This window comes from Caballeronia sp. LP006, assembly GCF_031450995.1.
In the GTDB taxonomy this organism is placed as follows: Bacteria; Pseudomonadota; Gammaproteobacteria; order Burkholderiales; family Burkholderiaceae; genus Caballeronia.
Genome location: NZ_JARTVW010000004.1, coordinates 678,740 through 698,705 on the forward strand (window position 1 = coordinate 678,740; position 19,966 = coordinate 698,705).

The following is a 19,966-nucleotide window of genomic DNA, read 5'->3' on the forward strand; positions in this document are numbered from 1 at the left end:
ATTTAGCGAGGAACCATCATGAGTGATCTCAATGAGCTATTGCCGCTGATGTGGAAAGGCACGCTCGTCACGATCCAGATCGCCGTGCTCAGCATCATGCTTGCGATCGTCATGGCGGGCATCGCAACGACGCTGCGCGAAGCGCCTTATCGTACCCTGCGCTGGCTTGGCAATGTCTATGTCGAAGTCTTTCGCGGCACGTCCTTGCTGGTGCAATTGTTCTGGCTGTTCTTCGTGCTGCCCTTGCCGCCCTTCAATATTCAGTTGACGCCCTTTACCGTGGCCATCGTTGGTTTGGGTTTGCATTACGGCGCTTATGGCTCCGAGATTTTGCGCGGCGCATTGCACTCGGTGGCAGGCGGACAATACGAAGCAGCACTGGCACTCAACATGCCGGCATGGGTCAGGCTACGCCGCGTCGTGTTGCCTCAAGCCATGATCAACGCACTGCCGCCCGCCACGAACCTCATGATCGAATTACTCAAAGGGACTTCGCTCGTGTCGCTGATCACGCTTTCGGACCTGACGTTCCGCGCGCGACAACTCGATGAAGCGACCTTCAAGACAGCGGAAATCTTCGGGCTGACGCTGCTGATCTACTTCGTACTGGCGCAGATCATCGTCACGGTAATGCGTCACTTCGAGCGCCGCGTAAGCAGTCACGTCGCCGTTCGTCGCGTCGCGCCGAGGGCCGCATCATGACGACATTCGGTCAACTCTTCGATGTGACATACGCGCTGCATATCCTGCCGGAACTGCTGCACGCCGCGATATACACCATCGGCATCACGCTAGTGGGGTTTGCCATCGCGCTGGTGCTGGGCCTCGTGCTCGCAATACTGCGACGCAGCGAGATCGTTTTCGTCTCGAAGGCGACGGCTTTCTTCATCGAGTTTATTCGCAGCACGCCGCTTTTGATTCAGGTGTATGTGCTCTTCTACGTTGCGCCGCTTTATGGACTCACCATGTCGGCGTTGATGGCGGGCACCATCGGCATTGCCGTGCACTATGCGTGTTACGTGTCGGAGGTTTATCGCGCAGGACTCAACGGCGTCGCGCGTGGACAATGGGAAGCGGCCTGTGCGCTGTCGTTGTCGCCCTGGCGCACGTATGGCGGCGTGATTCTGCCACAGGCCATTCGTCCCGTGATTCCCGCGCTCGGCAATTACCTCGTCGCCATGTTCAAGGACACGCCCGTGTTGTCAGCCATTACCGTGGTCGAATTGATGCAGCAGGCGAAGAACATCGGCTCGGAAACCTTCCGCTATCTCGAACCGATCACCATGACGGGCGTCTTCTTTCTGATCATCAGCGTGACTTTCGCTTCGGGCGTGCGCCACCTCGAACGGCGGGTCAGGTTGCCATGATTTCGCGCGGAGACACGATGGCTAACCCGGCGGATGGCGCACAGTAATGGAAATCAAGGAGCAACCGATGAAACGAGACCTCGACCCGTCGTTAGGCGAAGCCGCCGACGCGCAAGCCAATACGCCGATGGTGCGCTTTCGCAACGTGACGAAGCGATACGGCGCGCTTACCGTACTCGATGGACTCGATCTGGATATCGCGCGTAACGAGAAGGTCGCGATCATCGGGCCGAGCGGCTCGGGGAAATCCACGCTGCTGCGCGTGTTGATGACGCTCGATCCCTTGACCGACGGCGTAATCGAAGTCGATGGCGAGTCTCTCACGCATGAGATGCGCGGCGGCAAGCTCGTACCCGCGTCGCAACGACATGTGCGGCAAGTGCGCAGCAAGATCGGCATGGTGTTTCAGAGCTTCAACCTGTTCCCGCACATGACCGCGCTCACGAACGTCATTGAAGCGCCTACGAGCGTGCTAGGTCTTTCGAAGAAGGAAGCAATCGAACGTGGACGCGAGTTGCTATCCATGGTCGGTTTGTCGGAAAAATGCGGTCACTATCCATCGCAATTGTCGGGTGGACAGCAGCAACGCGTAGCCATCGCGCGGGCGCTTGCCATGCGCCCTAAAATCATGCTCTTCGACGAAGTGACCTCCGCGCTCGATCCCGAACTCTGCGGTGAGGTCCTCAATGTCATTCGGCGCTTAGGCTCCGAACATAACCTCACCATGTTGATGGTCACGCATCAAATGGGCTTTGCAAAAGACTTCGCGGATCGCGTCTGCTTCTTCTCAGAAGGAAAGATCATCGAGCAGGCCGCGCCGCAACAGTTCTTCACCGCGCCGCAACATGAACGCACCAAGCAGTTTTTGCGCGCGGTCACTGAGGCGCTCTAATCCAAGCATTCAGTTGGCAAGCGGTCCGGGAATTGCTTCCTGCTCCGGGATAGACACCGGAGAGTGCAATGTCCCCTTCCCAACATAAGGTCGCTCGCGTGGACGACTTGCCCACCGGGCACGGCACGCGTGTGTGCATCAAGCACGATGCGAGCGAAACACCGATTCTTCTCGTGCGCGACGGTCAGGCCGTGCACGCCTTTTCACCCGACTGTCCGCATGCAGGCGCGCCGCTCGAAGAAGGCGCGATCTGCAACGGCCGCATCGTTTGCCCGTGGCACAAGGGCACGTTTGAAGTCAGTGATGGCAGTCTCGTCGAGCCGCCGGCGCTCAAAGGTCTGACGCGTTATCCAGTCACCGTTTCGAATGGCGATGTATTTGTCTCGCTTGATGCCGAAGCGCCGAGGATGCAAGACGAGCATGGCGCGGATAAAACCATGCTCATCGTCGGCGCGGGCGCCGCAGGCGCCGCGGCATGCGCGGCGCTGCGCGAAGCCGGCTTCAGCGGGCGTATCGTGCTCGCTGGCGACGATGCACGCGAGCCTTACGATCGCACTTCGCTAAGCAAGTTCGTGCTGTCCGGCGACATGCCGCCCGACGATGTTCCGCCCCTTCTTGACGACGATTTCTTCGACGCTCATAAGATCGAACGCGAATTGACACGCGCCGTGCGACTCGACGCGAGCAACAAGCAAGCCGAATTCGCCAGCGGTCAGACAGTCGATTACGACGCCGCGCTCGTTTGCACGGGCGGCACGCCCAAACCGCTCAAGGCGCCGGGCTCGAATCTGAAGCATATCCATCTGCTGCGCAATCGCGAACATGCAAAAGAGATTCTTGCATCGCTCGATGCAGTGCAATCACCTGTGCGCGTCGTGATCGTCGGGGCGAGTTTCATCGGTCTGGAAGTGGCTTCGTGTCTTCGTAAGCGCAAAATTGAAGTCACTGTCGTCGCGCCCGGCAAGGTGCCATTCGCAAAGCAGTTCGGTACGCGCATCGGCGAGATGTTCAAGCGCATGCATGAACAAAACGGCGTAACGTTCCATATGGATACGCATGTCAGCGCGTTCGAAGGCGACGACGCCGTGCGCGAAGTGCTGCTCGAATCCGGCGAACGGCTACAGGCCAATGTCGTGATTGCGGGAACGGGCGTGACGCCGGCTACGGACTTCATCACTGGCGTCACGATGGGCGACGACGAAGGCATGGAAGTCGATGCGTCGATGCTTGCCGCGCCGAGTCTCTACGCAGCGGGCGACATCGCGCGCTTTCCGTTGCCACGTGCCGGTGCAATGGGTCGCATCGAACATTGGCGCGTCGCCCAGCAACACGCGCGCGTGGCGGCGTACAACATGGCGGGCATCGCACGCGAATACACCGGCGTGCCTTTTTTCTGGACCTTTCATTACGACAAGAACTTCGAGTATCTCGGCCACGTCAGCGAACCCGAGCGCGTCGAAATAGATGGCGATCTCGATCAGCAGCAGTTCATCGCTTACCTGCTGAAAGATGGCGAGGTTCGCGCGGTGGTCGGATGCGGGCATGAAGCCGCCATAGGCCGGCTTGCCGAAGCCATGCGCGAGCCGATCACGCTCGAAGCCGCACGGCGCGTTGCGAGTAGCTAAACGGTCGATGGCGCGCCGCCCCATTGCTCGACACAACGCAGAAATTATTTGGCTTAAGAGGAATAGGCTATGGCAACTCGAAAGACCAAGACGAGGACGAGCAAGGCGAAGCCTCGCGGCAAGTCGAACAGCACGCGTCAGCGACACGGCCTCGCTACCACCGGTAAAAAGTCGACAGCGAAACCCTCGCCCAAACGCTGGTCGCATCATGTGATGGAGACGAGCGACGCAATGGATATCGAGGGAAGTATCTTCAAGACCGGTAACGCGGACGAGATCGCGGATTCGTTGAAGCGCTCGTCCACCAGAAGCAAGCGTCGCAAGGGCTCGCCGTTTCAATCGGCCATGGCGATGCTGAATTTTTATATCAACCGCGCCGGGCGCAATTTGCCGAAGTCACGCCGCAGCACGCTGGAGCGCGCCAAGAAGCGGTTGCGCGAAGCATTCGGACGCAAGCCTTGAAACACGGGCTAGCGCAATGCGAGCCACTGCAACACGATCGATCAAGGCTGACTTTGTCCGCCGTTATATCAACGGCTGGTGCTGCGTATTCGTCTGAGCATCAGGGCACACCTGAGCGGGAGGCCGTCTTGTCGAGGGAACGACTCTTGCTCGCTCATGGATTACCTACGGAAGAAGACAGGAGACACCATGACTGAAGACCCACCGCTTAGCCCCGGCGACGAAGCCGAACCCGGCGTGCCCGGAACCGGCGAAGACTTGTGTCCGGCCTGCAACGGCTCGGGCAAGCTCGACGGCGAGAAGTGCGACACATGCGGCGGCACGGGCAAGGTGACGCAAGGTATTGGCGGCGGCTGAGACGACTCTCAGCGTTGCAGTCCCTGCCAATCTCCTGGAGACCAGCTTGAACCTGCACCCTCTCACGCGTACCGCTGCGCTGCTCGTGGCGCTTGCGGCCACGAATACTGCTGCAATGGCCGACGACTACGCGCCTGGCTTCGGCCCGGACCCGTCCCTGCCCGCGCCGCATAAGTCGATGTTGCCAACCGTGAACATCGCGCCTGCCAAGCCCTGGCAGCAAGGACAAATGCCCATTGCGGCCGCAGGGTTCAACGTTACTCCTTATGCAACCGGTCTAGATCATCCGCGCTGGCTCGCCACGCTTCCCAACGGCGATGTGCTCGTCGCGGAAAGCAATGCGCCCGCGCAGCACGATACAAACGCGGGCATCAAAGGCCTCGTGATGAAGAAGGTGATGAAGCGCGCGGGCGCGGCGGTGCCGAGTCCCGACCGCATCGTCCTCTTGCGTGACTCGGACGGGGACGGCATAGCGGAAACGCGCACGGTGTTCATCGACAAGCTGCATTCTCCGTTCGGCATGGCGCTAGTCGGTGACGATCTCTACGTCGCCGACACGGACGCCGTCATGCGCTATAAGTACGAACCGGGCGCCACGCAGATCTCGACACCGGGAGAGAAGTTCATCGACTTGCCTGCTGGCCCAATCAACCATCACTGGACCAAGAACATCATCGCGAGTCAGGACGGCAAGCGGCTTTACGTGACGGTCGGCTCGAACAGCAACGCCGCGGAAAACGGTATCGATGCCGAAAGCGGCCGCGCGGCGATCATGGAAGTCGATATCGAATCGAAGCAGACACGCCTCTTCGCCACGGGCTTGCGCAACCCGAACGGCATGTCGTGGCAACCGCAAAGCGGCGCGCTATGGACCGTGGTCAACGAGCGCGACGAGCTCGGCGACGACCTCGTGCCCGACTATATGACCTCGGTCAAAGACGGCGCCTTCTACGGCTGGCCGTACAGCTATTACGGCCAGCATGTGGATGACCGCGTGAAGCCGCAGCGCGACGAGCTCGTGCTGTCGGCCATCCCTCCCGACTATGCGCTCGGTGCGCATACGGCATCGCTCGGACTCACGTTTTACGATGCCAAAGCGTTCCCGCAGCATTACTGGAGCGGCGCGTTCATCGGTCAGCATGGCTCGTGGAATCGCAAGCCGAGGAGCGGCTATAAGGTCGTGTTCGTTCCGTTCGATGACGGCAAGCCGTCCGGTCCGCCCGAAGACATACTGACAGGCTTTCTCTCCACCGATGGCCACGCGCTCGGCCGTCCCGTCGGCGTCGCGGTGGACCACAGCGGCGCGTTGCTCGTCGCGGATGATGTCGGCAATAGCGTATGGCGCGTTGCGCCGGCTGCGAAGTAAATGGCCGCGCGCAAGCCCAAGGCGAAGGCCGTCACATCGAGCTTGTTCGCGCTCGCCGAACGGCAGATCGTCGGCCTTTACGACGCCGGCGTGCTTTCGCCTGCCGTGTTGCATCAGGTGATCGCGGCTTACGCGAACAGCGCGATCGACTGGAGCGAAGCCGCTTCCCTGCGTACCGTCGACGATCGCTCGGTGCACGAGGTCGTGGTGCTCACCATGATGCCGGGCCGCCCGCTGCGATCGGCGCAAAAAGACTTCATGTCGGTGGTGGAGCATCTCGCGGCGGGCGCTGGCGCGAGCGCCAAGGCCGCGGCGTCATCCGACGAAGCGCCCGAAGACGACGAAGCGCTGCTCGATCAGCTCGGTGGCAAAAGCAAAAGCTCGAGCGGGACGGCATCGCGTTCATCGAAGGCAAGCGATGAACCAAGCCAACGCAAGTCCGCCGGCTTCAATCCGCTCGTCGGCGCGCGCGGGTTCTCCACTCACGACAAGGGCTAAGACGCCAGCCCGGCGTCTTCAGTGCGGCACGCCCGGTGCGACCACATCGACGAGATCGTCCATGTCGAAAGGTTTCGCGAGAATCGGCACATTGAGATGCCTCGCACGGTCCAGTTCGTCCGCATAGCCTGTCATGAGAATGAGCTTCTGCGCGGGCAGTCGCTGCGTGATCTGCTCGGCCAGATCGACGCCGTTCATGCGACCGGGCATCTGCACATCGGAGAGAATCAGGTCGAAGCTGTAGCCTTCGCCGAGCAGCGCAAAGGCGGCATCCGCGCTCTCTTCGTGATGAACGACACAGCCCAGCACTTCGAGCACGGCCATCACGCCGGCGGCGACATCGACGTTGTCTTCGACAACCAGCACGGTCAAGCCACGCAGCGGATGCTCTTCGTCGTTGAACGATGGCGCCGGGCGCGGCGCTTCGGCCTTCGGCACGGGCGCCACGCTCACAGGCGGATTGTGAACCGGAACGGGCACCGCCACCGATGCCGCTGCATGATGACGCGGCAAATAAAGCCGCACGGTCGTGCCCGAGCCCGGCACGCTCGTGATACGCGCGGTGCCCCCCGCCTGCTCGCAAGCCGCGAGCACCTGTGTCAAGCCGAGGCCCGTGCCCGCGCCGCGCTCTTTCGTCGTGAACAGCGGCTCGAAGGCGCGACGCAATACCTCTTCGTTCATTCCTTCGCCGTTATCGGTCACGGAAATGAGCACGTATTCGCCTTCGGGCAAGTCGCTTTCGCCGTTGCGCACGCGCGCGTTCTGGCAACGGATGACGAGACGCCCGCTATGCAACATGGCCTCGCTTGCATTGACGGCGATGTTGACCAGCGCCAGCTCCAGTTCGACCGGATCGGCCCTTACCCGCCACAAGTCCGGCGACAATTCCACCTTCACCGAAACGGACGGCGGCACCGCGCTCTTGACGAGATCGAGCGTGGTCTTGAGCCAGTTGGATGGATCGAGCAGCTCCTGCTTTTGCGGATGCTTACGCGCCACGCTCATCAGGCGGCGCGCAAGCGATTCCGCGCCCGCCGTCGCACGCTCCACCGCAATGACTTCGCTTTCCACGCCGTTGAAGTGCTTGCGCCGCGCGAGTTCCATGTTCGAGCCGACGACCATCAGCAAGTTATTGAAGTCGTGCGCGACGTTGGCGACGAGATTGCCGAGCGCGCCCATGCGCTGCAATTGCCTGCTCGACGCCTCTATCGACAGCCGCGAAGCGACTTCCGACTGCCATTGCTCCCACGCCACCTGTTCGGCGTTCAGACGGCGAATGGAGAACGCAATCAAGAGCCACACGGCGATGCAAGGCAGCGCCGCGATGGCGGCCACGAGCCCGAGGTGCTGACGCCAGCGCATTTGCAAGGCGGAAGCCGCATAACCCGTCGCCACGTAGAGCGGAAAGTCGCCGACGCGCCGATAGGCAATGAGCCGCTCGACGTTATCGACCGTCGAACTCATGCGCGCTTGTCCATAGACTTCGTTATTGCGAAAGGCGTTGGTGAAGGGCGTGTTGTTGGCAGGCTGCGCGTCGACGTCGCTCAAGGGATAACGCGCGAGAATGCCGCCATCGCGCCGGTACAAGCCGATGACGAGCGCGCTGTCGCTCGCGGCGAGTTCGCGATAGAAGTCGACGAAATACGCGCGTTTCAGGGCGATCGACACGACGCCGAGAAAGCGTCCGTCGCGACTGATGCGGCCCATGGTCGTGGTGAAGACATCGGACTTCGCGACCTTGCCGCGCAGCGGCAGCGAGAAATACGCGACGGGCGCGACTTCGCGGGCGGACAGAAAGTCGTCACGATCTGCAATCGATACGGCGGGCGCGGGATAGAAGCGGCTGCTGGCCAGCAGAACGCCATTCGCGCCGAACACGGAGATGGCGGCCACTTGGGCGAGCGTCCCGCTCATGCTGTCGAGCGTGCGATGCAGCGCTTCCTGACGGCCCTGGATGTTGGCGTCGTCGCTGTCGCCCAGTAAATCGACGATGCGCGTTTCCAGTTGCTGGTTGAGATCAACCACCTTAATGGCATGTTCGTTCGCAACGCGCGAGAGGCGCTCGGTAAGTTCTTCGGCGTCCGAAAAGCGGCGCTCGTAGTCGTAGTAGCCATAAATACTGAGGCAGACTAACGGAATGACGACCGAGCCGGCCAGCACGAGCATCAGCACCCGGCGCGTCAGGGCGAAGTTACGCGTGGGTAGCGGCAGATCGAATGTCGCGGTCTCTGTTGAGTTCAAGCGTTTCGCCCTGCGATGAAATCGACGGGTATATCGTAACCGGTGCGCGCCCGCCGTCCAAGCGAACGCGGTTCAGGCGTGGCGAAGCGCGCCCTTGCGCCAGTCGTCCTGAGGTGTTATTGGCAGTACGCGTTTGTGATGCGTCGCGTCGTGAAAGCGATAGATGGTCTTGTAGACTTCGCCGGGTACGCGCTTGCCTTCGAGGAAGTCGTCGATGTCTTCGTAAGAGATGCCGTAGCTGTCTTCGTCGGGCTTTTGCGGCGTGAGCGTTTCGAGATCGGCGGTCGGCACCTTCATGGCGATTTCGTCGCTTGCGCCAAGCGATCTGGCAAGCGCGCGCACGCGGCGTTTATCGAGGCCGTAAAGCGGCAGGACATCCGCGCCGCCATCGCCGTATTTGGTAAAGAAGCCCATCACGGACTCCGCCGCGTGATCCGTGCCGATCACCACGCCCACGCGCGCGCTCGCCACCGCGTATTGCGCGATCATCCGCTGGCGCGCCTTGATGTTGCCGAGCACGAAGTCCTCGTGCTTCTCGTCCATGTAGCGCGCGCCCGAGAGGTTGAGCGAAGCGAGCATGGCGTCGGCTGCGGGCTTTACGTTGACCACGAGCGTCTCGTCGGGCCGGATGAACGCAAGTGCGCGCTGCGCGTCGGCTTCGTCGCGCTGCTCACCGTAAGGAAGGCGCATGGCGATGAAATGCGCATCGGCGCCGCGCGCGCGCAAGCGTTCGACCGCGAGTTGCGCAAGACGCCCCGCCGTCGACGAATCCACGCCGCCGCTGATGCCGAGCACATAGGTCTTGAGCTTCTGCGCTTCCAGATAGTCGGCGAGAAACGCGATGCGGAATTCGGTTTCGGCGGCTTCATCGAACGACGGCGAAACCTTGAGTTCCTCGATGATCGATTGCTGACGCGCGGCGTAATCGGAATCGTTGGTCATGTTCGCGGCCCGGAAAGTTTGCTGTCCTGCTGTCTCTTTGGAACACGCGCTCATGCGCCCGGCTCCGCCTTGAGTTTTATCACATCGGCACGCGTTTGACGGGCTGCGCAAGCAGTTTTAACGACTATGCTAGAACGACAAGTAAGCAGCCCGCAGCACCCATTGCCATGGATTCCGTCTTCAAAAGCCGTCGCGACGCAGGCCGTGTACTGGCCGCGTATCTTCGCGACTATGCCGACCGCGACGATGTCACCGTGCTCGCGCTGCCTCGCGGCGGCGTGCCGGTCGCCTTCGAAGTCGCGGATGCCTTGCGCGCCGCACTCGACGTGCTGGTCGTGCGCAAGCTCGGCGTGCCCGTGCAGCCCGAACTCGCGATGGGCGCCATCGCGTCCGGCAATGCCTTCTATCTCGACGAACGCATAGTCGCCGCCGCCGGCGTCACCGAAGACGCGCTCGACGGCGTGATCGCCCAGGAGCGCGCCGAACTCGAGCGGCGCGAGACGCTTTATCGCGGCGAACGGCCGCCGCTCGATATGAATGGACGCGTGGCGATCATCGTGGATGACGGCCTTGCCACCGGCGCGACCATGAAAGCGGCGGCGCTGTCGTTACGTCATGCGGGCGCCGCACGGCCCGCGCGCATCGTGGCGGCGTTGCCCGTCGCGCCACTGAGATCGGAAGCGCGTTTCGAGGAGGCCGTCGACGACTTCGTGTGTGTGCTGCGTCCGCCGCACTTTTTAGGCGTCGGCCAGTTCTACGCCGATTTCGATCAAACCAGCGACGACGAAGTGCGCGCCCTGCTCGCCGCCGCGCGCTCAACGTAACCAGGGCGCATCGCTCACTTCCGCACTGAGTTCGTACTTCGCACGCGCCTGTGCAAGCACGGAGCGGTCGACGGTTCCGTCATCGGCAAGCGCCTTGAGCGCCGCGACCACGATAGCCACGCGGTCCACTTCGAAGAACGCGCGCAACGCCTGGCGCGTATCGCTGCGGCCGAAGCCGTCCGTGCCGAGCGTCACGTAACGGCGCGGCACGTAAGCACGGATGAGTTCTGGCACGGCGCGCACGTAATCGGTGGCCGCGATCACGGGTCCATTGGATGCCGCGAGCGCGCGCGTGACGTAGGGCTCGAGCGCGTTGTCCTCGACATCGGAAAGGCGTGCAATACGTTCGGCCGACGCGCCATCGCGGTGCAACTCGGTATAGCTCGTCACGCTCCACACGGCGGCTTCTATGTTCCAGTCGTCCTTGAGCATGGCGCGCGCGGCGATGGCTTCGTTGAGGATCGCGCCTGAGCCCAGCAACTGGACCTGCGCCGCGCTTTCTTTACCGCCGATGCAATACATGCCGCGCAGGATGCCGTCGCGCGTCGCGTCGTCGAGCGCGCCGTTGGGCGCGGACGGTTGCGCGCAGTTTTCGTTCGTCACGGTGACGTAGTAGAAGACGTCGTTTTGCCGGCCCATCATTTCCTGCATGCCTTCATCGACGATCGCGGCGACTTCGTAGGCGAACGCGGGATCGTAGGCGCGGCAGTTCGGAATGGTCGATGCGCTGAGATGGCTCGTACCGTCCTGATGCTGCAAGCCTTCGCCGCCGAGCGTCGTGCGCCCCGCCGTCGCGCCGATGAGAAAGCCGCGCGAACGCTGATCCGCCGCGGCGAAGATGATGTCGCCAATGCGCTGAAAACCGAACATCGAGTAGTAGATGTAGAACGGCAGCATCGGCAGGTCGTGCACGCTGTAGGACGTCGCCGCCGCGATCCATGACGAGATCGCGCCCGCCTCCGAAATACCTTCCTCGAGAATCTGCCCGCGCGTGTCTTCGCGGTAATAAAGCATCGAGCCCATGTCTTCCGGCTCGTACAACTGCCCGAGCGGCGAATAGATGCCAACCTGCCTAAAAAGGTTCGCCATGCCGAACGTGCGCGCTTCGTCGGCGACCACCGGAACCACGCGCGGGCCGATCGCGGCGTCTTTCATGAGGCTTCCGAGCATGCGCACGAAGGCCATTGTCGTGGACATTTCCTTGCCCTTGGCATCGACCGCGAACTGCGCCCAGGTGTTCAACGCGGGCGGCGTGAGCGCCTGCGACGCGCGTGCGCGCCGGCGCGGCAAGTAACCGCCGAGCGCTTTACGGCGTTCGTGCAGATAGCGCATTTCCGGCGCATCGTCGGCGGGCTTGTAGAACTTGACGTGCTCGACGTCGGCATCGGACAAAGGCAGCCGAAAGCGGTCGCGAAACGCCTTCAACTCCTCGAGATCGAGCTTCTTCTGCTGATGCGTCGTCATGCGGCCCTGACCGACCGTTCCCATGCCAAAGCCCTTCATCGTCTTGGCGAGAATCACGGTCGGCTGACCTTTGTGCGCGAGCGCTTTGGCGTAGGCCGCGTGGAGTTTGCGGACATCGTGACCGCCGCGCCGCAAGCGGTCGATGTCCTCGTCCGACATATGCGCGACGAGTGACGCGAGTTCCGGGTTCTGCCCGAAGAAGCGTTCGCGGTTGTAACGGCCGTCGTTGGCGGAGAAAGTCTGGAACTGGCCGTCGACGGTATGGGCGAAGGCGCGCAGCAAGGCGCCGGTGCGGTCGCGTTCGAAGAGCGCGTCCCAGTCCGATCCCCACAGCACCTTGATGACGTTCCAGCCCGCGCCCGTGAATTGCGCTTCGAGTTCATCGACGATACGGCCATTACTGCGGACCGGTCCATCGAGCCGCTGCAGATTGCAATTGATGACGAAGACGAGGTTGTCGAGCTGCTCGCGCGCCGCGAGCGACAGCGCGCCGATCGACTCGGGCTCGTCCATTTCGCCATCGCCGAAAAAGCCCCAGACCTTGCGGCCTTCCGTTTGCAGCAGATTCCGGTTCTGCAGGTAGCGCATGAAACGGGCTTGGTAGATCGAGTTGATCGGACCGATGCCCATGGAGCCCGTGGGAAATTGCCAGAAGTCGGGCATCAGCCACGGATGCGGATACGAGCACAAGCCCGGCCCCGCGATCTCTTGCCGGTAATGGCGCAAATGGTCTTCGCTGAGAAAGCCTTCGAGATAGGCGCGCGCATAAACGCCCGGCGACGAATGCGGCTGAAAATAAACGAGATCGCCGCCGTTTTGCGCATCCGCCGCGCGGAAAAAATGATTGAAGCCGACTTCGAACAAATCCGCCGCCGACGCATAACTCGCGATATGCCCGCCGAGTTCGCCATAAGCGCGGTTGGCGCGAACCACCATGGCGAGCGCGTTCCAGCGCAGCACGGCGGCAAGGCGTTCCTCGACATCCAGGTTCCCGGGATACTGCGGCTGCTGCGCGAGCGCAAAGGTATTGCGATACGGCGTGGCTCGCGCCCGCGCCGACTCCACGCCGACCGACCGCGCATGTTCGGCGAGCCGGTCGAAGAGATACTGCGCCCGCTCCTTTCCCACGTGCTTGACGACGGCATCAAGCGCGTCCAGCCATTCGGCGGTTTCGTCGGGGTCCGTGTCTTCACGGCCCTTGGCAAGAGAAAGAAGCTGGTTGGTTCCGCTCGATAAATCGGTCATGGCGCGACTCCGGGTCGTTGCGTGCGCAAAGAGAGGTTTTACACAGCATATCCAGTGCTTCGCAAAATGTGCGTCTCATTTGGCTAGCTTCGCGCTTTCCTGTAGTGTAGATATTCTTCAAAAGCGCTCAATACCGGAATATTTCGACCATGAGTTCGCAGACACGGCAGCGGTTGGATCGTATCGATATCGGCATATTGAATCAGTTGCAGCAAAACGCGCGCATCACGAACGCGGAACTGGCGCGCGCGGTGAATCTTTCGGCCACGCCGTGCTTCAACCGCGTCCGCGCGCTGGAAAAGGCCGGGCTGTTTCGCCAGCACGTCACGTTGTTGAGCCCGGAAGCGCTCGGCCTCAGCATCAACGTGTTCATTCAGGTGAGTCTTGAAAAGCAGATAAAGGACGCGCTCGCGCGCTTCGAGCAAGCGATCAGCGAGCGGCCGGAGGTGATGGAGTGCTATCTGATGACGGGCGACGCCGACTATCTCTTGCGCGTCGTCTTGCCCGACGTGGCCGCGCTCGAACGCTTCATTCTCGAACGCCTGACGAAGATGCCGGGCGTGGCCAACATCCGTTCGAGCTTCGCGCTCAAGCAGGTGCGCTACAAGACGGCGTTACCGTTGCCGGCATCGGGACTGACGCTGCCTCAATCCGGCGACGACGAAGCCGAGTGGACATGAGCCTAGCCGCTTAACTCCGTATGCAACGCCAGATACTCCTGCGCGAGCTTGTGACGCGGTTCGAGATAGATCATGGGGCGCGCGTGCTGGTGGCTCTCGCGAATCTTCACCGACAGCGACAAGTGCGAATCCAGCACCGGCAGATTTTCGCCGCGCAATTCGTCCACGAGTTGTTGCGGCAGGCTGGCGCGCGGCTGAAACTGATTGATCACGATGCCTTCCACCATCAGTTCCGGATTGTGGTCGTGCTTGATCTCCTGCACGTTTTCGAGCACGGAATACAGCGCGCGGCGCGAGAAGTCGTCGCAATCGAAGGGAATGAGGCAGCGGTCCACGGCGATCAGCGCCGAGCGCGTGAAGAAGTTCAGCGCGGGTGGCGTGTCGATATAAACGGCGTCGTAGTTTTCGAGCCCTTTGAGCGCATCGCGCAACTTATAAATCTTGTAGCGCGACTCGAGCTTGCTCTGAAGCGCGTCCAGGTTCGGATGCGACGGCACGATGTCGAGATTTTCGAACGGCGTCGAGTGGACGAACGAGTCGAAGGTCGGCTCGCGAAAACTGTAACTGAGCGCGGATTCGAAGAACGTCGCCAGATTCGGGCTGGCATCCTTGGCGTCGGCGCCAAGCAAGTATTGGCTCGCGTTGCCTTGCGGATCGAGGTCGATCACGAGCGTGCGCAGACCGCGCGATGCGCTGATGGCTGCCAGATTGCAGACGATGGTGGACTTGCCTACGCCACCTTTCTGATTGAAGACGACACGGCGCAGCATCAGGGATTTTTCCTCGGGATTGTGAACGGTCGTTTGCTTTCGCCGGGCGGCGGAGTTTGCGGATGAAGCCTAGGCGTTGATCTTAGCGCATCGGGATTTTTGAACTCGCGCACGCGCCGCCCGAGACCGATTCGTCCTTTGCGGTAACGCGGCCTTCCGACGTCGCGCGCGATTTGCCTCTAACATGCTAGCGGACCGGGTGGCTTCGGCATACGCCTAGCTTCCCGCGCGAACGCTCCGTTGGCCGTCACAACAACTTTTGAGGAGACACGCATGACCACGATCAAGAATCTCACGGTACGAGACATTCGCTTTCCCACCTCGCGCTCGCTCGACGGCTCCGACGCGATGAACGCCGCGCCCGACTATTCGGCCGCCTATGTGATCCTCGAAACCGATACGCCGGACTTAGCCGGTCATGGCCTCACCTTCACCATCGGACGCGGCACGGAAATCGTCGTCGCGGCGGTGCATGCGCTGGCGCCGCTCGTCGTCGGCAAGCGGCTCGAAGACATCGCCGCGGACATGGGCGGCTTCTGGCGAACCTTCACGGGCGATAGCCAACTTCGCTGGATCGGTCCGGACAAGGGCGCTATCCATCTCGCGACCGCGGCGGTGGTCAATGCCGTCTGGGACTTGTGGGCCAAGTCGGAAAAGAAGCCGGTGTGGAAGCTGCTCGCGGACATGAGCCCGGAAGAACTCGTGCGATGCCTCGACTTCCGCTATGTCACCGACGCGATCACGCCTTCCGAAGCGCTCGCCTTGCTCAAGCGCAATCAGGAAACGCGGGGCGAACGCGAACAGGAAATGCTCGCGCAGGGATTTCCGGCGTACACCACGTCCGCAGGATGGCTCGGTTACGACGACGACAAGATTCGCCGTTTGGCACGCGAAGGCGTTGCCGAAGGTTGGACTCACTTCAAGCAGAAAGTGGGTGGCAGTATTGACGAAGACATTCGACGCGCGCGAATTCTCCGTGAGGAGATTGGTCCGCACCGCAAACTGATGATGGATGCCAATCAGGTCTGGGAAGTGGATGAAGCCATTGCGAACATGCGCCGGCTCGCGGAGTTCGACCCATGGTGGATCGAAGAACCGACCAGCCCCGACGACGTGCTCGGTCACGCCGCCATTCGTCGCCGTGTCGCGCCGATTGGCGTTGCAACCGGCGAACATTGTCAGAACCGCGTGATCTTCAAGCAGTTGTTGCAAGCGCAGGCTATCGACTTCTGCCAGATCGACAGTTGCCGGCTAGGCGGCCTGAACGAAGTGCTCGTGGTGCTGCTGATGGCCGCGAAGGCCGGGGTGCCGGTTTGTCCGCATGCAGGTGGTGTCGGCCTCTGCGAATACGTGCAGCATATTTCGATCTTCGATTACATCTGCGTGTCGGCTTCGCTTTCTAACCGGGTGCTCGAATATGTCGATCATTTGCATGAGCATTTTCTTGATCCTGTCGTAATCAAAAACGGCCGATATATGCCGCCTCAAAAGCCGGGGTACAGCATTGAAATGCACGCGGCTACGCTTGAACGATTTGAATTCGGCAAGGGTGAGGCGTGGCGCGAGTAGTATCGCGCAGGTGGTAACCGTGAAGTTGAATCATTACAGCAAGGGCGCGCTCACAGCGCAGCCCTTGCTGCGTCACAATCAGAAGCAGTAAGCGTGAACGCTTATGCCGTGATCGTGATGTTGACCGTCGAGGTCGAGCTGGACGACGTCGAACCCTTAGCGTCGCCGCCGGCGATGTTGGAGTACACGAGTGCTGCGCGATCGATCTTTTGCATGATAATTCCTTGATACAGGATGAATAAAACTGACTTACGAGATGATTGAAGCCGACTTGATCAATGTGCAGATTGTCCCGCTGTTGCAACAATTTGCGGCATTGGTCTCGCCAGACTCAGTACTTATTGGCCGGCGCTAATGTTGATAGTCACCGAGGTGCTCGACGACGAATCAGCCCCACCCTTGGCGGTACCGCCAGCGATGTTGGCCTGAACGAGCATGGCGCGATCGATCTTTTGCATTTTTATACCTCTTCAAAACACAAGATTTAAATTAATCACCCACTAGAAAATTACGGAGCACCAAAGTAATCCGATATCTTCTGAATAGATGAACCCCTACTTGCCCTCACATTCAACTTGAGTTGTGAACTCAGTTCGAATTTCGGTGAACAAGGTAAGGAAATTTTATAGAGTCAAACAGCAAAAATACACGCCGAATAATCCTAACAATTCGAGTTTTTTTATTTTAATTGCCTTCAAGAATGTTTAACTGCCTATTTGCATCAAGCGTTCCATTCAACTGCTAACAGGCAATTAGAAAATCATCGAAGCGAGTTCCAAGTGCCAATGAAAACTCTCTTTCCTTCGAATGCGCCTTCTTGGCAAACCGTCGTGGCGCGCACCGCTCAAGCACTGTCATGCGGCGCGTTGCGTTCCTTCGATACCGTGCAGCACGTCATTGAAGACGGCGGTGTGCGTTTTCTCGTCCGGCAAGTCGCGAATCTCGCCCGGAAGGAAGAACAGTCGAAGCTCGCCGCCAAATCCATCGCCGATGCCGCAAGCCCGTGGCGCGATCCCTTTTCGCCGTGCGAGGAAGCGCTCTTCGTCGGCGATATAGGCGAGCGGCACTTTCTCTTGCTCAATAAATTCAACGTGCTCGCGCATCATCTGCTCGTCGTGACGAGCGCGTTCGAACCTCAGGAAGCGCTGCTTTGCGCCGACGACTTCGCCGCGCTCTTTGCATGCCTTGCGCAGTTCGATGGCCTGGGTTTCTATAACGGCGGCTCGGTCGCGGGATCGAGTCAGCCGCATAAGCATCTGCAGATGGTGCCGCTGCCGCTCGATGGTCACGCGTTGCCAATCGAAGCGCTCATCGAAGCGGCGCGCGGCGAAGGCGTCTTTCGTGCGCCCGGTCTTGGTTTTGCGCATGCCGCCGCGTGGCTCGACCTCGGTGTTCAAACCGGGCCGGCACGCATCCACGAAATCTATCTCGAACTACTCGATGCCATCGGCGTGAAAGCGCTCGATGTCGCCGGCAGCACGCATCAATCGGCGCCTTACAACCTGCTCGTCACGCGGCGCTGGATGCTCGTCGTGCCGCGCGATGTGTCGCACGTCGAAGGCGTCGCGGTGAACGCGCTCGGCTTCGCGGGCTCGCTATTCGTGCGCGACGACGCACAGCGCCTGATCGTCGAATCGCTCGGCCCGATGGCCTTGCTTGCACGAGCCACGCGCGCGCCCTGAGCAACGCCATCTTGAAAAGCGCGGGCTTGCCCCGCATGTCCGCTTCCAGACGTTCATCTGGAGTCCAGCAATGGGAAGCCGACCTCAATTCATCGACGATCTTGCGCGCGGTGCGCAGGACGCCACACCTTCGCCGAACGCCCTGACGCTCGACGATACCGCTCTGCTCGATGCCTATTCGCGCACCGTGATCGGCGCGCTCGAACGCGTGCAGCAGGCGGTGGTTTTTATCTTGGTCGAGCGCGATATCGACCATAACGGCGCGCGGCGCGTGGCCGGCGGCACCGGTTCGGGCTTCATCTTCACGCCGGATGGCTATTTGCTGACCAATAGCCACGTCGTGCATGGCGCGACGCGGATCACCGTCACGCTCGCCGATGGCGGCCGCTTTCACGCCGATCTCGTCGGCGACGATCCGGGCAGCGATCTCGCGGTGCTGCGTATCGGTTCCCCGGAACCGCTGCCGCATGTCGAACTCGGCGATTCGGGCAGCCTGCGCGTCGGGCAGATCGCCATCGCGGTCGGCAATCCGCTTGGGCTTGCGCAGACCGTCACCACGGGCGTGATATCCGCGCTCGGGCGTTCGTTGCGCTCCACTTCAGGCCGCATGATCTACGACGTCATTCAGACGGACGCGGCGCTCAATCCCGGCAATTCGGGCGGACCACTCATCAATTCGGCGGGACAGGTGATCGGCGTCAACACGGCGATCATTTCCGGCGCGCAAGCCATTTCCTTTGCCACCGCAATCGATACGGCCAAGTGGGCGATCATGCAGATTTTCGCGCATGGCCGCGTGCGGCGCGCTTATATCGGCGTGGCGGGGACGACGACGCCCATCTCGCGGCGCGTGCAACGTTTCTTCGCGCTGACGGTGACGAGCGGCGTGCATGTGATGGAGATCGTCAAGGGCAGCCCGGCTGCGCTCGGCGGTTTGCAGGTGGGCGACCGGATCGTCGCGGTGGACGATTTCGGCGTCGATAGCGTCGATGGACTTCAGCGCACGCTCGATGCTTCGCGTATCGACAAAGCGGTCAAGGTATCGGTACTGCGCAACACACAGAAACTCGAACTCGATGTGACGCCCGTCGAGCAACACGGCTAAACGAAGGTCCGCGGGCGGCGAACCGGCGCCGCTCGCGATGTTGCAGCTTACGGCAAGGCAACCCTCTCTCTTCCATTCAGCGCGCTTTCTCTGTGCGCAAACCCACCCAGCGTAACTGCTCGGGCCCACCGTTTGCGCTAGACACAACGACCATCGATGACTATGTGCGCCAACAGGCGGTGGTCCAGGCGGCGCTGCGGCTAAATACGCGTAGCGACCAAAGAGCAGGCGCACCCACGGTTAAACCGTCGGACGACCTGCCCCTGTCGGGGGAAGGTCCAGGTTCAAGAAACCAGGAAAGAGGATTGCCATGACCACGAACAATAAGACGTATTGCGCGCCGCGCCGCCAAGCATTTCGATGCACCGGCCAGCAACTCGATGCCATCGTGCGCTTCGCCGAAGAACGCAAGCTCGACAACCTGCCGTTGCAGTTCGTCGTCGCCGAATATTCGCGCTGTCTCGCGAAAGCCGCCTTAGGCGCGCCTTACTCGCCGTTGGTTATCACGCGTTCCTTCAGCACCCAGATGGCGGTCGGCACCGCATAATAGGCGCTCACATTGCCGGTGACGAGCTTGCCGGTTAGACGGATGCGTGCATTCTCAGTCGGTATGGCGTCGATGACCTGCACCGTCGATACATTCGACTGTTGTGGCGCGGCTTGTCCCGAAGCCTGGCTCAGCACGCATATGGGGCGCGCGAGCGTAAGCACCCATGCTGGCTTGGCGTCGGCTTCGGCTTGTCGTGGCGCCTGGCGTGCGGCCGTGCCTTCGAGTGTCACGACGTCACCATCGCTATAACAAGACGCCGCGCAAACCGGACCAGCAGCAATCGCGCACAGCAAAAGCATGCATACGCGGGCATTCGCCATCATCAAA

Annotated in this window: 19 protein-coding genes; 14 read left to right on the plus strand and 5 right to left on the minus strand. The window is 61.1% G+C overall.

Annotated features, from left to right (window positions below):
• The first annotated feature begins 18 nt into the window (after positions 1–18).
• From ehuC to P9250_RS13300, 8 genes are all read left to right on the plus strand, one after another.
• Positions 19–702 (plus strand): ectoine/hydroxyectoine ABC transporter permease subunit EhuC, encoded by a 684-nt coding sequence (gene ehuC, locus P9250_RS13265; RefSeq protein ID WP_250467294.1) that lies wholly within the window; start codon positions 19–21, stop codon positions 700–702.
• Entirely contained in the window at positions 699–1,367 is a 669-nt protein-coding gene (ehuD, locus tag P9250_RS13270; protein ID WP_250467295.1) for an ectoine/hydroxyectoine ABC transporter permease subunit EhuD, read from the plus strand. Before ehuC ends, ehuD begins: the two co-directional genes overlap by 4 nt.
• A 67-nt stretch (positions 1,368–1,434) precedes the next feature.
• On the plus strand, positions 1,435–2,259 hold the full coding sequence (gene ehuA / locus P9250_RS13275; protein WP_284503357.1) for an ectoine/hydroxyectoine ABC transporter ATP-binding protein EhuA: 825 nt from the start codon (positions 1,435–1,437) through the stop codon (positions 2,257–2,259).
• Positions 2,260–2,327: 68 nt separating this feature from the next.
• A complete protein-coding gene (locus tag P9250_RS13280) occupies positions 2,328–3,884 on the plus strand; it encodes an FAD-dependent oxidoreductase (protein ID WP_310393456.1) in 1,557 nt (518 codons plus the stop codon).
• Between the two features lie 69 nt (positions 3,885–3,953).
• Complete coding sequence (locus tag P9250_RS13285; RefSeq protein ID WP_250510148.1) at positions 3,954–4,346, plus strand: DUF3175 domain-containing protein; 393 nt, start codon at positions 3,954–3,956, stop codon at positions 4,344–4,346.
• Between the two features lie 189 nt (positions 4,347–4,535).
• Complete coding sequence (locus tag P9250_RS13290; protein ID WP_250467298.1) at positions 4,536–4,703, plus strand: hypothetical protein; 168 nt, start codon at positions 4,536–4,538, stop codon at positions 4,701–4,703.
• 115 nt (positions 4,704–4,818) lie between these two features.
• Positions 4,819–6,069: a sorbosone dehydrogenase family protein gene (locus tag P9250_RS13295; protein WP_310394151.1), complete on the plus strand. Its 1,251-nt coding sequence runs from the start codon at positions 4,819–4,821 to the stop codon at positions 6,067–6,069.
• The gene (locus tag P9250_RS13300; RefSeq protein ID WP_309960097.1) at positions 6,070–6,567 is read left to right on the plus strand and encodes a hypothetical protein; all 498 of its coding nucleotides are present in this window, start codon (positions 6,070–6,072) and stop codon (positions 6,565–6,567) included.
• Positions 6,568–6,585: 18 nt separating this feature from the next.
• Here the strand turns inward: P9250_RS13300 and P9250_RS13305 are convergent, their stop codons facing one another.
• Together P9250_RS13305 and nadE are read right to left on the minus strand one after the other, a co-directional pair.
• Positions 6,586–8,808, minus strand: a complete 2,223-nt coding sequence (locus P9250_RS13305) for an ATP-binding protein (RefSeq protein WP_310393458.1) — start codon at positions 8,806–8,808, stop codon at positions 6,586–6,588.
• A gap of 72 nt (positions 8,809–8,880) precedes the next feature.
• Entirely contained in the window at positions 8,881–9,750 is an 870-nt protein-coding gene (gene nadE / locus P9250_RS13310; protein WP_310393460.1) for an ammonia-dependent NAD(+) synthetase, read from the minus strand.
• A 167-nt stretch (positions 9,751–9,917) separates the two neighbouring features.
• Here nadE and P9250_RS13315 point away from each other — a divergent pair, with 167 nt between their 5' ends.
• The gene (locus P9250_RS13315; protein WP_309960089.1) at positions 9,918–10,574 is read left to right on the plus strand and encodes a phosphoribosyltransferase; all 657 of its coding nucleotides are present in this window, start codon (positions 9,918–9,920) and stop codon (positions 10,572–10,574) included.
• Here the strand turns inward: P9250_RS13315 and mdeB are convergent.
• Positions 10,566–13,283: an alpha-ketoglutarate dehydrogenase gene (gene mdeB / locus P9250_RS13320; RefSeq protein ID WP_310393462.1), complete on the minus strand. Its 2,718-nt coding sequence runs from the start codon at positions 13,281–13,283 to the stop codon at positions 10,566–10,568. The genes P9250_RS13315 and mdeB overlap by 9 nt on opposite strands.
• Positions 13,284–13,432: 149 nt before the next feature.
• On the opposite strand from mdeB, the gene P9250_RS13325 reads away from it, so the two are divergent.
• Positions 13,433–13,963 carry an Lrp/AsnC family transcriptional regulator gene (locus tag P9250_RS13325; RefSeq protein ID WP_244829445.1) on the plus strand — a complete coding sequence of 177 codons (531 nt, stop codon included), beginning with the start codon at positions 13,433–13,435 and terminating at the stop codon, positions 13,961–13,963.
• 2 nt (positions 13,964–13,965) lie between these two features.
• Here P9250_RS13325 and P9250_RS13330 read toward each other — a convergent pair whose 3' ends face one another.
• Positions 13,966–14,730: a ParA family protein gene (locus P9250_RS13330; RefSeq protein ID WP_250526920.1), complete on the minus strand. Its 765-nt coding sequence runs from the start codon at positions 14,728–14,730 to the stop codon at positions 13,966–13,968.
• 276 nt (positions 14,731–15,006) lie between these two features.
• On the opposite strand from P9250_RS13330, the gene P9250_RS13335 reads away from it, so the two are divergent.
• The 4 genes from P9250_RS13335 (at position 15,007) to P9250_RS13350 (ending at position 19,636) form a co-directional block, all read left to right on the plus strand.
• Entirely contained in the window at positions 15,007–16,302 is a 1,296-nt protein-coding gene (locus tag P9250_RS13335) for an L-fuconate dehydratase (RefSeq protein WP_244829444.1), read from the plus strand.
• 785 nt (positions 16,303–17,087) lie between these two features.
• Positions 17,088–17,984, plus strand: coding sequence for a DUF4922 domain-containing protein (locus P9250_RS13340; protein ID WP_310393465.1), 897 nt, complete (start codon positions 17,088–17,090; stop codon positions 17,982–17,984).
• A 70-nt stretch (positions 17,985–18,054) separates the two neighbouring features.
• Positions 18,055–19,089: a trypsin-like peptidase domain-containing protein gene (locus P9250_RS13345; protein WP_310393467.1), complete on the plus strand. Its 1,035-nt coding sequence runs from the start codon at positions 18,055–18,057 to the stop codon at positions 19,087–19,089.
• 310 nt (positions 19,090–19,399) lie between these two features.
• On the plus strand, positions 19,400–19,636 hold the full coding sequence (locus tag P9250_RS13350; RefSeq protein ID WP_310393469.1) for a hypothetical protein: 237 nt from the start codon (positions 19,400–19,402) through the stop codon (positions 19,634–19,636).
• Here P9250_RS13350 and P9250_RS13355 read toward each other — a convergent pair.
• Positions 19,576–19,962 (minus strand): hypothetical protein, encoded by a 387-nt coding sequence (locus P9250_RS13355; protein WP_250526808.1) that lies wholly within the window; start codon positions 19,960–19,962, stop codon positions 19,576–19,578. The genes P9250_RS13350 and P9250_RS13355 overlap by 61 nt on opposite strands.
• Positions 19,963–19,966: the final 4 nt, after the last annotated feature.

Excerpts from the sequence above, each read along its gene's own strand:
- P9250_RS13350 (WP_310393469.1), top strand. The coding sequence starts at position 19,400 with ATGACCACGAACAATAAGACGTATTGCGCGCCGCGCCGCCAAGCATTT.
- P9250_RS13340 (WP_310393465.1), top strand. The coding sequence starts at position 17,088 with ATGAAAACTCTCTTTCCTTCGAATGCGCCTTCTTGGCAAACCGTCGTG.
- P9250_RS13280 (WP_310393456.1), top strand. The coding sequence starts at position 2,328 with ATGTCCCCTTCCCAACATAAGGTCGCTCGCGTGGACGACTTGCCCACC.
- P9250_RS13345 (WP_310393467.1), top strand. The coding sequence starts at position 18,055 with ATGGGAAGCCGACCTCAATTCATCGACGATCTTGCGCGCGGTGCGCAG.
- ehuC (WP_250467294.1), top strand. The coding sequence starts at position 19 with ATGAGTGATCTCAATGAGCTATTGCCGCTGATGTGGAAAGGCACGCTC.
- P9250_RS13290 (WP_250467298.1), top strand. The coding sequence starts at position 4,536 with ATGACTGAAGACCCACCGCTTAGCCCCGGCGACGAAGCCGAACCCGGC.
- P9250_RS13355 (WP_250526808.1), bottom strand. The coding sequence starts at position 19,962 with ATGATGGCGAATGCCCGCGTATGCATGCTTTTGCTGTGCGCGATTGCT.
- P9250_RS13335 (WP_244829444.1), top strand. The coding sequence starts at position 15,007 with ATGACCACGATCAAGAATCTCACGGTACGAGACATTCGCTTTCCCACC.
- P9250_RS13325 (WP_244829445.1), top strand. The coding sequence starts at position 13,433 with ATGAGTTCGCAGACACGGCAGCGGTTGGATCGTATCGATATCGGCATA.
- P9250_RS13300 (WP_309960097.1), top strand. The coding sequence starts at position 6,070 with ATGGCCGCGCGCAAGCCCAAGGCGAAGGCCGTCACATCGAGCTTGTTC.
- nadE (WP_310393460.1), bottom strand. The coding sequence starts at position 9,750 with ATGACCAACGATTCCGATTACGCCGCGCGTCAGCAATCGATCATCGAG.
- mdeB (WP_310393462.1), bottom strand. The coding sequence starts at position 13,283 with ATGACCGATTTATCGAGCGGAACCAACCAGCTTCTTTCTCTTGCCAAG.
- ehuD (WP_250467295.1), top strand. The coding sequence starts at position 699 with ATGACGACATTCGGTCAACTCTTCGATGTGACATACGCGCTGCATATC.
- P9250_RS13315 (WP_309960089.1), top strand. The coding sequence starts at position 9,918 with ATGGATTCCGTCTTCAAAAGCCGTCGCGACGCAGGCCGTGTACTGGCC.
- P9250_RS13285 (WP_250510148.1), top strand. The coding sequence starts at position 3,954 with ATGGCAACTCGAAAGACCAAGACGAGGACGAGCAAGGCGAAGCCTCGC.
- P9250_RS13295 (WP_310394151.1), top strand. The coding sequence starts at position 4,819 with ATGGCCGACGACTACGCGCCTGGCTTCGGCCCGGACCCGTCCCTGCCC.
- ehuA (WP_284503357.1), top strand. The coding sequence starts at position 1,435 with ATGAAACGAGACCTCGACCCGTCGTTAGGCGAAGCCGCCGACGCGCAA.